At 62.6% G+C, this 13821-nt stretch carries 13 protein-coding genes and 1 pseudogene; 10 read left to right on the top strand and 4 right to left on the bottom strand.

The annotated features are described in order from the left end of the window. Nucleotides 1-29: 29 nt before the first annotated feature. The 6 genes from VJR68_RS02020 to VJR68_RS01995 are packed head-to-tail and all read left to right on the top strand — an operon-like array spanning nt 30 to nt 7112. Entirely contained in the window at nt 30-1025 is a 996-nt protein-coding gene (locus VJR68_RS02020; RefSeq protein WP_324145875.1) for a MoxR family ATPase, read from the top strand. Further along, nucleotides 1022-1954 carry a DUF58 domain-containing protein gene (locus tag VJR68_RS02015; RefSeq protein ID WP_324145874.1) on the top strand — a complete coding sequence of 311 codons (933 nt, stop codon included), beginning with the start codon at nt 1022-1024 and terminating at the stop codon, nt 1952-1954. The genes VJR68_RS02020 and VJR68_RS02015 overlap by 4 nt, the downstream gene beginning before the upstream one ends. After that, nucleotides 1951-2448, top strand: coding sequence for a DUF4381 domain-containing protein (locus tag VJR68_RS02010; RefSeq protein ID WP_324145873.1), 498 nt, complete (start codon nt 1951-1953; stop codon nt 2446-2448). The genes VJR68_RS02015 and VJR68_RS02010 overlap by 4 nt, the downstream gene beginning before the upstream one ends. Beyond that, the gene (locus tag VJR68_RS02005; protein ID WP_324145872.1) at nt 2441-3418 is read left to right on the top strand and encodes a VWA domain-containing protein; all 978 of its coding nucleotides are present in this window, start codon (nt 2441-2443) and stop codon (nt 3416-3418) included. The genes VJR68_RS02010 and VJR68_RS02005 overlap by 8 nt, the downstream gene beginning before the upstream one ends. Further along, nucleotides 3415-5379: a VWA domain-containing protein gene (locus VJR68_RS02000; protein ID WP_324145871.1), complete on the top strand. Its 1965-nt coding sequence runs from the start codon at nt 3415-3417 to the stop codon at nt 5377-5379. The genes VJR68_RS02005 and VJR68_RS02000 overlap by 4 nt, the downstream gene beginning before the upstream one ends. Then, the gene (locus VJR68_RS01995) at nt 5376-7112 is read left to right on the top strand and encodes a BatD family protein (protein ID WP_324145870.1); all 1737 of its coding nucleotides are present in this window, start codon (nt 5376-5378) and stop codon (nt 7110-7112) included. Before VJR68_RS02000 ends, VJR68_RS01995 begins: the two co-directional genes overlap by 4 nt. 15 nt (nt 7113-7127) lie before the next feature. Here VJR68_RS01995 and VJR68_RS01990 read toward each other — a convergent pair whose 3' ends face one another. Then, the gene (locus VJR68_RS01990; RefSeq protein ID WP_324145869.1) at nt 7128-7640 is read right to left on the bottom strand and encodes an O-acetyl-ADP-ribose deacetylase; all 513 of its coding nucleotides are present in this window, start codon (nt 7638-7640) and stop codon (nt 7128-7130) included. Between the two features lie 48 nt (nt 7641-7688). Between VJR68_RS01990 and VJR68_RS01985 the strand changes: the two genes are divergently transcribed. Next, nucleotides 7689-8189: a MarR family transcriptional regulator gene (locus tag VJR68_RS01985; RefSeq protein WP_324145868.1), complete on the top strand. Its 501-nt coding sequence runs from the start codon at nt 7689-7691 to the stop codon at nt 8187-8189. 114 nt (nt 8190-8303) lie between these two features. On the opposite strand, the gene VJR68_RS01980 is transcribed toward VJR68_RS01985, so the two are convergent. From VJR68_RS01980 to VJR68_RS01970, 3 genes are all read right to left on the bottom strand, one after another. Beyond that, complete coding sequence (locus VJR68_RS01980; protein WP_324145867.1) at nt 8304-9749, bottom strand: M20/M25/M40 family metallo-hydrolase; 1446 nt, start codon at nt 9747-9749, stop codon at nt 8304-8306. Nucleotides 9750-9918: 169 nt separating this feature from the next. Continuing rightward, nucleotides 9919-10320 carry a large-conductance mechanosensitive channel protein MscL gene (gene mscL, locus VJR68_RS01975; protein WP_324145866.1) on the bottom strand — a complete coding sequence of 134 codons (402 nt, stop codon included), beginning with the start codon at nt 10318-10320 and terminating at the stop codon, nt 9919-9921. A gap of 79 nt (nt 10321-10399) precedes the next feature. Beyond that, on the bottom strand, nt 10400-11086 hold the full coding sequence (locus VJR68_RS01970; RefSeq protein WP_324145865.1) for a fumarylacetoacetate hydrolase family protein: 687 nt from the start codon (nt 11084-11086) through the stop codon (nt 10400-10402). Nucleotides 11087-11367: 281 nt separating this feature from the next. On the opposite strand from VJR68_RS01970, the gene VJR68_RS01965 reads away from it, so the two are divergent. The 3 genes and pseudogenes from VJR68_RS01965 to VJR68_RS01955 form a co-directional block, all read left to right on the top strand. Further along, nucleotides 11368-12609 (top strand): efflux RND transporter periplasmic adaptor subunit, encoded by a 1242-nt coding sequence (locus VJR68_RS01965; protein WP_324145864.1) that lies wholly within the window; start codon nt 11368-11370, stop codon nt 12607-12609. Between the two features lie 66 nt (nt 12610-12675). After that, complete coding sequence (locus VJR68_RS01960) at nt 12676-13365, top strand: ABC transporter ATP-binding protein (RefSeq protein WP_324145969.1); 690 nt, start codon at nt 12676-12678, stop codon at nt 13363-13365. Continuing rightward, nucleotides 13362-13821, top strand: a pseudogene (locus VJR68_RS01955) (ABC transporter permease); the annotation flags it as partial. The gene VJR68_RS01960 and the pseudogene VJR68_RS01955, both read left to right, overlap by 4 nt.

Below are 13821 nucleotides of genomic sequence, written 5' to 3'. Positions count from 1 at the left end.
AGCCCCACCAAGCAGTACAGGATTCTCGGATGGACATGCCCCCAATCCCCACGCCCGGGCATCTGCAACAAGCGTTTTCCCGCCTTCGCGATGACCTGCGGCTACAGATCATCGGCCAGCCGCGGCTTATCGATTGCTTGTTGATCGCCTTGCTGGCCGACGGCCATCTGCTGGTCGAAGGTGCGCCAGGTCTGGCCAAGACCACGGCGGTAAAGGCGTTGGCCAATCGCATCGCGGCCGATTTCCATCGCGTGCAGTTCACGCCGGACTTGCTCCCCGCCGACCTCACCGGCACGGACGTGTTCCGGCCGCAGTCGGGTACTTTCGAATTCGAACGCGGCCCGCTGTTCCACAACATCGTGCTGGCCGACGAAATCAATCGTGCGCCGGCAAAAGTGCAGTCGGCCTTGCTGGAGTCGATGGCCGAGCGGCAGATCACCGTGGGACGCAACACTTGGCATCTGCCAGAGTTGTTCATGGTGATGGCCACGCAGAACCCGATCGAGCAGGAGGGTACGTTTGCGCTGCCCGAAGCCCAGCTCGATCGCTTCGTCATGCACGTGACCATCGGCTATCCGGATGCTGCCGCCGAGTTGGCTATTCTCCGGCTAGCCAGAGAACAGGCGAGCCGGCCAGTGCGCGAAGCCGTTCCGGCCACAGCGATGGTCTCGCAAGACGATGTGTTTGCTGCGCGCAAAGCGGTATTGGATGTTCATGTCGCGCCAGCACTGGAGCAATACCTCGCGCAGCTGGTACTCGCCACGCGCGATGCAGGCCAATACGGCCCGGAACTCAAACGCTGGATCGCCTGGGGCGCCAGCCCACGTGCCACCATCGCGTTGGATCGCTGCGCCCGCGCCCATGCCTGGCTGAGTGGACGCGACTTCGCGTTGCCGGAAGACGTGCATGCCATCGCGCATGAAGTGCTGCGCCATCGCGTCTTGCTCAGTTACGAAGCGGAAGCCGAAGGCATCCGCAGCGATAAGGTCATCAACCGGTTGCTGGATCTCGTTCCCTTGCCGTGAATGCAGTCGTATCGAATCAGACGGATGGCGATGGGCGCGTCCGCGTTTCATTGGCGGAGCTGATCGCCTTGCGCGGTCGCGTCACGCGTTTGCGCATGCCGCCGCAGGATAGCCGAGCCACGCGCGTGGGCACGCAAACCAGTCGCCTCTACGGCCGCGGCATGGATTACGCCGAATCGCGCGCGTATCAGCCAGGCGACGATGTGCGCCGCATGGATTGGCGATTGACCGCGCGCAGTGGCCGCCTGCACACCAAATTGTTCCAGGAAGAACGCGAAGGTCAGCTGCTGATTCTGCTTGATCAACATCCCAGCATGCGTTTCGGCACGCGTGTGCGCTTCAAATCGGTGCAGGCTGCACGTGCCGCAGCGCTGGCTGCATGGCATGCGGCCAAGGCCGGTGAGCGCGTGGGCTTGATGGTGTTTGGTGAAAGCAGCCATCTGCAACGTCCGCGTGGCGGTGTGCGTGGTGCCCTGGATGTATGCGGCGCGTTGGCACAATGCGATGCCGTCACGTCAGGACAAGGTCAGCCGCTGTCGCAGGCATTGCAGCATGTGATCAAGCTTCAGCATGGCGCCAATCGGGTACTGCTGATCAGCGATGGTCAAAGCAGCGATCAAGCCGCGCGCGATCGCCTGCTGGAGATGATGCGACATACCGCCGTGCGTACGCTGATCGTCGCCGACGCACTGGAACTGCAGTCGGCTCCGGCGGGCAGCTATCCCGTGGAACACCATGGCGAACGTCGGCGGTTGATTCTGCAAACCGAACATCAGCGCGAAGCCTTTCAGCAGAGCCTAGGCGAAGGACAAGCAAGACTCGCCGCGATGACGGCTTCACTCGGCATTCCCCGTCGCATCATCGATACGGCTGCCGATCCGCTGGATGCGGTCAGCACGTTGCTGCGCAATGGCGGGGGACGGCGATGAGCGCACGGCTGCCACAAGATCCGCTGCCTCTGCGCGATATCCACCTGCCACCCAATCCCTCGTGGTGGCCACCTGCGCCGGGTTGGTGGATCGTGCTGGCCGTCGCAATAGTGTTGCTGATTACTGGATATCTGCTTTACCGCCGCGCACGTCGCGCACGCATCTGGCGCGCACGCGTCCTGCTCGAGATCCGGCAATTGGCAGATCGCCACGCACATGACGACATCGCTTACGCCACCGCCTTGCATCAACTTCTGCGCCGGGCCGTATGGCGTTACAGCGCCGAAGCACGTCATCTGCAAGGCGAGCCATGGCGGCATGCCTTGGCACAGGTGCCGGTTGACGATGCAACCCTCGATACGTTGATGACGCTCGAAGCGCGGATGTATCAGCCACATGCCGAGTTCAATCGATCCGCTGTGGAAGAAGCGGCCCATCGTTGGCTGCATGCGGCGTGGCGGCGTATGAAGCCGCAGGAGCGCAGCCATGCCTGAATTTGCGTGGCCCTGGGTCTTCGTCTTGTTGCCGCTGCCATGGCTGATCTGGCGCGCGGTGAAACCCGCATCGCCAGGTCAGGCGCTGCGCTTGCCGCATGCATCGCTGTCGTGGAGCGTAAGCGGTCATCTGGCAACGCGCAGCGCGGCGTCCTGGTTGCTGGTGTTGGGTTGGCTTGCTCTGCTCACCGCGGCGGCAAGGCCGCAGATCATTGGGCCGCCGCAAGCGCAAACGCACAGTGGCCGCGCGATGATGCTTGCCGTCGACCTTTCCGGCAGCATGGAAACACCGGATATGGTGCTGGGTGGCCAGCAGTTGAGCCGTTTCGGTGCGGTGGAAGCCATTGCGGGCGATTTCATTTCCCGCCGCAGTGGCGACGAGCTTGGCTTGGTGCTGTTTGGCACGCACGCGTTTCTGGTCACACCGCTTACGTATGATTTAAATGCCGTACGCGCGCAATTGCAGAGCGCCACGGTTGGCTTACCGGGAACGGAAACGGCGATCGGCGATGCGATCGCCGTGGCGGTGAAGCGCCTCGCGGCATTGCCGGAACAAGCGCGTGTGCTGATTCTGCTGACGGATGGCGTCAACAATTCCGGCAGCATCTCACCGCAGGACGCAGCGCGTGCCGCCAAGGCGGCAGGTGTGCGCATCTACACCATCGGTATCGGCGCCACGCGCATGGTGGTGCCAGGCTTGTTCGGCAACAGCGTGGTCAATCCGTCGGCTGACCTTGATGCCGATATGCTCACTTACATCGCGCATGAAACCGGTGGCCAGTTCTATCGCGCCACGGACGGCAACCAGCTTGCCGACGCCTACCGTGCCATCGATGCGCTGGAACCCATGCCGCAAAAAGGCCGCGAATTCCGCTTGCATCATGAGCTGTTTCGCGTGCCCCTCGCGCTGGCTGGCATTTGCCTGTTGCTGGGTCTGTTGTGGCCGCGCTGGAAAGGAGCGGGTGCATGAGCGCAGCCCTGCATCCATTCCATTTCCTGCAACCACTATGGTTGTTGGGATTGCTGGCATTGCCGTTGCTGATCTGGTTCGGCGCGCGCGGCAATGCCTCGCAGCGCGCGCTCAGCAGGCTGGCTGATCCGGCATTGCTGCCGCACCTGATCGGTGGCGAGATGCGTCATGCGCGTGCCCCTTCGGGCCTGCTCGCGCTGGGGTGGACCTTGGGTGTACTGGCGCTGGCGGGACCAACCTGGAGCAAGGTAACCGCACCGCTGTTCAACGATCGCGCCGCGCAGGTGGTGGCGCTTTCGCTGTCGCAGCACATGCTCGCGCGTGACGTGCAACCAAGCCGGCTTGAACGCGCGCGTTACAAGGTGCGTGATCTATTGATGGCAAACCAGGATGGCTTGAACGCACTCATCGGTTATGCCGGCCAGGCCTTCGTGGTGGCGCCGCTGACCAGCGATGCGCACAGCCTGGAATCACTGTTGGAAGCAATGTCGCCCGACGTGATGCCGGTCGATGGCAACGATGCTGCACAAGCCATCCAGCAGGGCGTGAAGCTGATTCACAACGCCAAGCTTGCCAGTGGCTCGATCGTACTGGTGACGGATGATGCCGATGCGGCCGCACAAGCCGCGGCACGTGCTGCGTTGTCATCTGGCGTGCATGTTTCTGTATTGGGCGTCGGCACAACGCAAGGTGCGCCGGTCTCGAGTGCCGAGGGCGGCTTCGTGCACGATGACCAGGGCAATATCGCCATCGCTCGCCGCAACGATGCCAACCTGCACGCGCTTGCCGAAGCAGGCGGCGGTCGCTATGTGTCCATGAGCGATAACGCGCAGGATGTCGCTGCCTTGCATGCGGCACTGAGTCCACCACAACACGCATCGGTGGCGGAAGGGCAGGAAGCTGACGTGTGGCAGGACCGCGGTCCCTGGTTGCTGTTGCCGCTGCTGCTGGTTGCCGCCATGGCTTTCCGTCGCGGCTGGGTCTTGATGCTGCCGTTGATCCTGTTACCGATGTTGCCGACGACTGCCAACGCATCCGGCTGGCGTGACTGGTGGCAGCGACCGGATCAACAAGCCGCAAGCGCCTTGCGTCAGGGCAATGCCGCCAAAGCGCAGCAGCTTGCGCAGGATCCGGCCTGGCGCGGTGCGGCCGCCTATCGCGCCGGCGACTACGCCGCCGCCGCACAGGCACTGCAGCAGGCGAAAGGCGCCGATGCGCCATATAACCTGGGCAACGCGCTGGCCAAGCTGGGTCACTATCAGGATGCCATCAAGGCTTACGATCGCGCACTGCAGCTCGATCCGCACAATCAAGATGCACAGGCCAACCGCAAGCTGGTGGAAGAGGCGATGCGCAAGCAGCAGCAAGCATCGTCAACCTCGCCGCAACAACAGCACTCGGGCGGGCAGGGCGGCCAGAACAACCAGCAAGGCCAGAACGGGCAATCGTCCGGTCAATCGCAGCAAGGCCAGAGGCAGCAGAGCGGACAGTCTGGTCAGCAAGGTGGCGAACAGCAACAGAAGGATCAAGGCCAGAACGGCCAGCACCAACAGGCGGACGCACAGCAGGGAAGCAACGGCCAAAACCAATCGTCACCCAACGATGGCCAGCAACAACATGATGCGCAACAGGACACGAGCAGCTCCCCAGCGCAAGACGCCCCCAAGCCAGCTCCCGCGCCTGCGTCCAGCAGCGAACGGGCGCAAGCCGACAAAGCGCAGCAACGCTTGCAAGCGCAAATGAATCAAGCCTTGGCTAGCGCACAAAAGAAAAGCGGCACCACGCCCGCGCATGAACTCGGCGCTGTCGAAAGTGACGATCCGCTATCGAAACTACCCAACGATGTGCGGCGCGACTTGCAACGCGTGCCCGATGATCCCGGCGCCTTGCTGCGACGAAAATTTGAACTGGAATACCGCGAGCGCATGGGCGCGCAACCGGTGGAAGGAGATCAGCCATGAAACACCGTTGGCTGCTGTGGTTTTGTTTGTTGCTGCCGTGGACCGCGATGGCATCCACCGTGCAAGCCACGCTGGATCGCAACGACGTGCACCTGGGTGAAACCGTCACCCTCAATTTGCGCATCAGCGATGCCATGACGGCAAGCACGCCAGATCTCAGCGCGCTCGATCACGATTTCGAAGTGCTTGGCACGTCCACCAGCAGTTCACTCAGCGTCATCAACGGCAAGCAAAGCGCGGAGCTGATCATTGGCGTTGCATTGCGCCCCAAGCATCAAGGCGATTTGCAGATTCCATCGCTGACGGTCGGAGGCAGCCAAACCAACCCGCTCACCTTGCACGTGGAGGCGCCGGATACCTCGGCGAGTACACACACCGGCCAGGATGTTTTCGTGGAAGCGCAAGCAAGCGCCGATCACGTCTACCTGGGCCAGCAGATTCTGTATACCGTGCGCCTGTTTTATGCGGGCGATCTCGACGGCGGCAGCCTGCCTAATCCGGACGTCAACGGCGCCGAGTTGAAGCAGCTGGGCAATGACATCAATTACGAAGCCGTGCGCGACGGCCACCGCTATCACGTCGTCGAACGCCGCTATGCCTTGACGCCGCACCATGCCGGCTCGCTGGTCGTGCCGTCCATCGAATTCCAGGGCGAGATGCTGGATCGCGGCAACCCCAACGATCCAGGCGGCTTTTTCAATCCGGGTGGTTTGTTCGGCAACACCACGCCGGTCACGGCCGATTCGCCGGAAGTAAAGATCGACGTGCAAGCGCCCCCTGCGAGTTGGGGCCAGACCACCTGGCTGCCTGCGCGCTCGCTCACGCTCAGCCTGCAAGGTCTGCCGGGCGATAACAAACTCACCGCAGGCCAGCCACTCAACCTGCGCCTGAGCGTGGACGCACAAGGTGTGTCAGGCGATGCGCTGCCAGCATTGAGTCTGCCAACCATCGATGGCGCGACGGTCTACCCCGATCAACCGAAGACCAGCACGCACGACGACGGCGAATGGCTTACCGGCCATAGCGAGCGCGGCTTCGCGATCATTCCGCAACGCGCAGGCACGTTGACCATTCCGGAAATCACGCTTACCTGGTTTGACGTGCAGAGCGGGCAGAAGAAAATCGCCAGCATTCCATCGCACACCTTGACCGTGCTGGCGGCCAATGGCGCGCCCGCGCCCGCTGCGACAACATCGCCATCTGCCGTGGCGACTTCCCCCGCTGTAGCAAGCAGCGCTGCCACGCCGGCGATTGCACAGGTTGCACCGGCTGCGTCATCACCTACGCCTTGGCGCTGGATCGCACTCGGCAGCATCGCGTTGTGGTTGTTGAGTACGGCGGTGTTCGCGTGGCTCTACAGCAAACGCAAACGTGCGCAGGCATCGGTGACGAAGCCACGTATCGAGCCTACCGATTCGACACGCACGCTACGTCAGGCCTTTTTGGAGTCCGCGCGCGGTGATGATCGCGCTATCCAGGGACGCCGCCTGCTTGCCTGGGCGCGCGCCGAGCGGCCAGGGTTGCGCAACCTGGGACAGGTCGCCGATGCGCTGGCGTCGGATGAGCAGCGTGCCGCGATAGTAACGTTGCAGCGTGAGCAATATGCCGGCGTGTCAGCGGAAACGCGCATGGATCTCGCCGCGACATTTGCCAAGGGATTTGCCTGGCAACAGGACAACCAGGCCGGCACCGAATCGCCGTTGCCGCCGCTCTATCCGTTCAAGCTTGATTGAATCCCCGCGCGGACGTTACAGCGCTTCCTGCCAGATGGCCGCCATGCGCTCATCAAAGCAGCAAAGCTGCACCTCCATGGCGGGATGGTCCGGCAGCACCTCGCGCAGGCTGGCAATTGCCACGCGCGCCGCTTTCTCTGGCGGATAGCCATAGACACCGCAGCTGATCGCAGGAAAGGCAATCGTGCGCACCGCATATCGGGCCGCCAAGGCGATGGACGAGCGATAGCACTGCGCCAGTAATTCAGCTTCGCCGTGATGGCCGCCCTTCCACACCGGTCCCACCGTGTGGATCACATAGCGCGCCGGCAGCAGGAAGGCCGGCGTGATATGCGCCTCGCCGATCGGACAACGCACGCCGGGCGCCACTTGCGGCAACGCTCTGCAAGCTTCAAGCAAGGCAGGGCCGGCTGCGCGGTGAATGGCGCCATCCACACCCCCGCCGCCCAGCAAGGCAGGGTTGGCCGCGTTCACGATGGCGTCCAGAGCGAGCCGGGTCAGATCGGAGGTGACAACGCTGAGGGCCATGTTTGGGCTTATGCTTGGGCACGTGTTGCTTTGCTAGGCGTCTGCATCATGCCAAAGACGGAAGATATTTCCTTCGGTTACTTGCTGAACGACATCACCTTGCTGTTCCGCAAGCATTTTGACCGCCGTGCGGTGAAATTCGGTTTGACGCGCGCCCAGTGGCGTGCCACCAAGATGCTGCATCACCGCGAGGGCCTGCGGCAGACCGAGCTGGCCGACTTCCTCGAAATGGAGCCGATCGCCGTGGGCCGCGTGATCGACCGCCTGCAAGCGGCGGGTTTCGTGGAACGGCGGCCGGATCCCAAGGATCGCCGCGCCTGGCGTCTGTATACCACCGCGCAGGCCAGCGGCGTGATCGATGACATGGAGCACATCGCCCGCGAACTGCGGCGCGAATGCACCAAAGGCGTCAGCTACGAGGAAATGACGCAGGCGATGGATGTGCTGACGCGTTTGAAGGAAAACCTGCAGGCACTCGACGCGGCTGAAGCACCGGCCGAGCGTGAGGGAGATGCCGAGCTGGCATCGTCCCTCGATGAAGAAAGCTGACGTTTGGGTTTGCCAGCGAGCACGGCAGGCTGGGATGAAATCCCAGCACCACGCTGCCGATAAAAGCTGGGATTGTCATCCCAGCCTACGTGAATTGAGGCCGTCTCCGGCAGCTCAATCCTCCGCCCCATCATGCGCAAACGCGCCCGACGCCGAGCCGAAGTCGCCATTCGCCTGCGCCGCCATGTATGAGAACACGGCATACACCGCCACGTTCTGTGCCAGTTGCTTGGGATCGATCTTGTCCAGCGTGTCGTTGGCCGTATGGTGCCAATCGAAGTAGTAGGTGCCGTCCTGGGTAAGGGTCAACGCCGCCATGCCCTTGCCATGCATCTGCGAGAGATCCGAGCCACCGCCGCCGGGCTTCTTGACGTCATAGTTCACGCCGATCGGCGCCAACACCTTGGCGATCTGCGCGATCGCGCCGCGGGCTTCCGGTTTCACGCTGGCGCTCATCCGCCATACCGGGCCGGCTCCGAAATCCGATTCGGTGCCGAGCTGGAACTTGCCCACTTCCGACGCATGCTTGTCGGCATACGCGCGGCCGCCCCACAAGCCCATTTCCTCGTTGGCGAAGGCAATCACGCGAATGGTGCGATCGGGACGTTGCGGCAGATCGTGGATCAGCTTGGCCGCGCCGACGGCGATGGCGACACCCGCGCCGTCATCGATCGCGCCGGTACCCGGGTCCCACGAATCCAGATGGCCGCCGATGGCGACGACCTGGTCGGGATACTTGCTGCCGGTGATCTCGCCGATCACGTTCGCGCCGGTGTACTGGCCTTCGATGCCGCAATCGAGGTCCAGCTTCACCGTGACCGGCTTGCCATACGCCAGTACGCGCTCAAGCTGATCGGCATCCGGATTGGATAGCGCGGCCGCAGGAATCGCCTTGGTAGGATCGGTAAAACCGGTTACGCCCGTATGCGGCGTGCGGCTGTCGGCATCGGTGCCGGCAGAGCGCAACAAAAAGCCGGCAGCGCCTTTTGTCTGCGCGATTACCGGACCTTGCACGCGGATCGGTGAGCCGATGCGGCCGTAATCCAATCCATCCTTATGCCGCTGCATGCGTTCGCCGATGTAGACGATCTTGCCTTTCACACTGGCCGGATCAGCTGCCTTCAAGGCATCCAGCGTGGGGAACTGCACCACTTCCGCGGTAAGCCCGCCCTTGGGCGTCGCGGGCGAATAACCGAGTGCCATGAGTGTCAACGGTTGCGGAAAGGGCGCCACGATGGCGCCGTGCTCGCTACGGCGCACCCACAGCGGAAAGGTCACCGGCTCGGTGTAGACCTTGTCGAAGCCCAGTGCCTTGAACTTCGCCACCATCCAATCACGTGCACGTTGATCGTTATCGCCACCAGCCAGTCGTGCGCCGACTTCCGTGGTCAAGCCTTCCACCACTTTGTAGGCGGTGTTGTCGTGCATGGCTTTATCGCGCAATTGCTCGGCCGTCTGCACGGCGGCAGCGGGAATCGTGGTGGGCGCATCCTTGGCGCAAACAAGTCCGGTGGCCAGCATCAGGCTGGCGGCGAGCACGGTGAGGGAGGGGCGTTGCATGGGCGGCTCCTGGTGACGAGCCCCGCATTATGGGGCTCGTATCAGCGCGCGCTTAGGCCGGAAGTCATGTATTGGCGAGAAGAGCAGACAACACGCGTAGGCTGAGATGAAATCCCAGCTCTGGCAGCCGTTGATGCTGGGATTTCATCCCAGCCTACGCGGCAATTGGCTATTGCTTGTTTTTCAATAGATCGCGGATTTCCGTCAACAGCACTACTTCCGGCGGTGTCGCTGCAGCGGCCTTGGTATAGAACTTGTTGACGATCTTGATCAGCAGAAAGATCGCAAATGCCACGATCACGAAGGCCAGGATGGCGTTGATGAAGCTGCCATAGGCAATGGCGATTTCCGGAATCTTGTGCGCAGGATTGCTGTTGTCCGCGGGCCGGATCACTACTTTCATCGCGGAAAAATCGATGCCGCCAGTCACCCAGCCCAGCGGCGGCATGATCACGTCGTTCACCAGCGAGGTAACGATCTTGCCGAACGCTGCACCGATGACCACACCTACCGCCATGTCGAGCACGTTGCCGCGCATGGCAAATTCTTTGAATTCTTGCAGCATGCTCATTGCCGTCTCCCTAGGTTGTGCGCCGGATGGCGTTGTGGACTGTAATGCATGAGAGTGCTGCGCGTGAGGCAAGAATCGTTCAAGCGATCCTGCCTTCCAGCACCGCGATGTCCTGCAATTCCGCACGGAACCGATCGCCCCGCTGCAATGCCGCGACGCCGGCGGGCGTGCCGGTAAAAATCAGATCGCCTGGTTTCAGCTCAAACAGCGTCGACAGCGCCACGATGATGTCTGCCACGCCATGCACCATTTCGCCGAGTTGCCCTTGCTGGCGCAGTTGGCCATTTACCGTAAGACTGATGCGCGTCTGCGCATGCGGCGCGGCGTCGCTTGCCACACGCAAGGCAGATACCGGCGCGGAATGATCGAACGCCTTGGCCACGTCCCATGGATGGCTCTTGGCCTTCGCGATCGCCTGCAGATCGCGGCGCGTAAGGTCGAGCCCTACGCCATAGCCAAAGATCGCCTTTAGCGCCTGCGCGGCATCCAGGTTCTGGCCGCCGGACTGCAGGGCCACCACCATTTCCACTTCGTGGTGCAGATCGCTGGTGGCGGAGGGATAGGGCACGTCTGCACCATCCGTCACCACGGCGTCGGCCGGTTTGCAGAAGAACATCGGCGTGGACGTGTCGACTGTGGCACCCATTTCACGCGCGTGCTCCGCATAGTTGCGGCCGATGCAGAACACGCGGCGGATGGGGAAACGTTCCTCGCGGCCAATGACCGGGAGGCTGGGAATGGCAGGAGGATCGATGACGTAGCGCATGGCAAAAAGGGTAGCAGCTTCATGCATCTGGCAAGAAGATGGCCATGGCAGGTATCGGCGTTTCGTCAGCAGTCCCGGCCGCAGGCGGTATGAAGTCAGCGGCACGCAAGCAAAAATGGCCACCCTCTTGAGCTTTTGCGGGCAGCGCCATTGTCGAATTGGCGCCCGCCCGTACGTCATAGACATGACAGCTGTCATTGGCAAGGGTTGATGAGCGCACGTGGAAAGGTGCATGGCACGGCCACTATCGTGTACGAATCGGGGACAACAAGGACAAAAGCGTGAGCAATACCGATCTGCTGAAGGAATTGAAGATCGAGCGCCACCAGCGCGAGGAACATCGAAGTGGCGGCGGGCCAGGGCCGTGGCCATGGATCATCGGCGGCACCGTGCTCGTGCTGCTGGCACTCGGTGGCGGTGGCTGGTGGTGGTTCTCTCATCGACCGATACCCGTGCACGTTGCACAAGCGGTGGCAGCGAGCAGCGACCCCTCCGCGGGTGCTGTGCTGCAGGCCACCGGCTATGTGACGGCGCGCCGGCAGGCCACGGTGTCCGCGCAAATCACCGGCACCTTGACCGCTGTGTTGATCGAGGAAGGCGATCACGTGAAGGAAGGCCAGATCCTGGCCAAGCTCGATGACAGCCAATACAAGGCCGCGCTCGATACGGCCGTCGCACAAGCCAAGGCGGCGCATGCGCTGGTCAACCAGTATCAAGCGCAGCTGACCCAGAACCTGCGCGATGCGGACCGTGACGAGTCACTCGCCAAGCAAGGTTTGGTATCCAAGCAAGCGGCCGAGCAAGCACGCACGCTGGCCAGCAGCACGCGCGCGCAACTGATGTCGCAACAGAGAAATGCAGCCGCTGGCGATGCGCAAGTGGTGGAGGCGCAGGTCAACTACGGTTACTGCCTGATTCGCGCGCCATTCAACGGCGTGATCACCACCAAGGATGCACAGGTTGGCGAAGTGGTGTCGCCGTTTTCCGCGGGCGGCGGCTTCACACGCACCGGCATCGGCACCATCGTCGACATGGATTCGCTGGAAGTGGACGTGGACGTCAACGAGGCCTATATCGGCCGCGTCACGCCGAACATGTCGGCCGAAGCCGTGCTGGATGCGTATCCGGATTGGCGTATTCCCGCGCACGTCATCGCCATCGTGCCGGCGGCCGATCGCGGCAAGGCCACGGTGAAAGTGCGCGTGGCGATGGAGCAGAAAGATGCGCGCATCGTGCCGGACATGGGCGTGCGCGTGTCCTTCCTGGAAGCGAAACCGGCCGTCGCCACGCAGGCACCGAAAGGCGTGCTGGTGCCGGCCAAGGCGATCGTGCAGCGCGACGGTAGCGAGAGCGTGTTCGTGGTGGCGGATGGCAAGGCGCATCGGCAGACCGTGCAACCTGCCGCGCAACCGTCGGGCGACGTGCGTCTGATTCCGGCATCGGTGAATGCGGGCGACAGCGTGGTGCTCTCACCGCCCGACGATCTGCACGACGGCGCCAACGTAAGCGTACAAACCCAATAACCAGCAACTGGACTCACGGAGCGCCCTATGCGCGACCAACACAGTTCCACTCGGGAGGATGTAGCAATGGGTACGTTGATCGAGATTCGCGATCTTTCCAAGGTCTACGAACGCGGCCGGCAGAAGGTCGAGGTGTTGCATCACATCAACCTCAACATCGCCGAGGGTGATTTTCTGGCCTTGATGGGGCCGTCCGGCTCGGGCAAGACCACGTTGCTCAATCTGGTTGGCGGCCTGGATACGCCGACCGGCGGCAGCATCAGCGTGGCGGGCCATCGCATCGACCAGTTAGGTGCCGGCGCACTTGCGCGTTGGCGTGCATCGAACGTCGGCTTCGTGTTCCAGTTCTATAACTTGATGCCGATGTTGAGCGCGCAGAAGAACGTCGAATTGCCGTTGCTGTTGACCAAGTTGTCGGCGGCGCAGCGGCGCAAGAATGCCGCCATCGCGTTGCAACTGGTGGGGCTGGCCGAGCGTGCTTCGCACAAGCCGAGCGAGCTTTCCGGTGGTCAGCAACAACGCGTGGCGATCGCGCGTGCCATTGTTTCCGACCCGGCCTTGCTGGTGTGCGACGAGCCTACCGGCGACCTGGATCGTCAATCGGCGGAAGAGGTGCTGGGCCTGCTGCGCCAGCTCAATCGCGAACACGGCAAGACCATCGTGATGGTCACGCACGACCCGCGCGCCGCCGAGCGCGCCCGCCGCACGCTCCACCTCGAGAAGGGCTTGCTCATCGAAGAAGGAGTGGTGGCATGAGATACCTCGTCCTCGTGTGGCGCAACTTGATGCGCCGGAAGATCCGGACGCTGATGACGCTCGGCGCGATCTTCGTGAGCTTCGCGCTGTTCGGCGTGCTCATGGTGGTGCGGACGGCCTTCGGCCTGGGCGTCGAATTCGCCGGCGCGAACCGACTCTGGATCACGAACAAGATCAGCATCATTCAATTCATGCCGATCTCATACGTCCAGGACGTGCTCGCGACGCCGGGCGTCACCAACGCGGTGGCCTGCACGTGGTTTGGCGGCAGCTATCAGGACAAGCCGAATCAGTTCGCGGTGTTCGCGACCGACCTCGACCAGTACTTCAAGCTGTATCCGGAGTTCAAAGTTCCGCCCGATCAGCTGAAGGCCGCGCTCGCCGATCGCCAGGGCATCATCGTCGGCCGCAAGACGGCGAACACCTACGGGTGGAAGATTGGCGATCGCATCCCCA

It is taken from the genome of Dyella sp., from assembly GCF_035277725.1.
In the GTDB taxonomy this organism is placed as follows: domain Bacteria; phylum Pseudomonadota; class Gammaproteobacteria; order Xanthomonadales; family Rhodanobacteraceae; genus Dyella_B.
The sequence above is the reverse complement of the archived record's forward strand: the minus strand, read 5'-3'. Positions and strand labels throughout refer to the sequence as shown.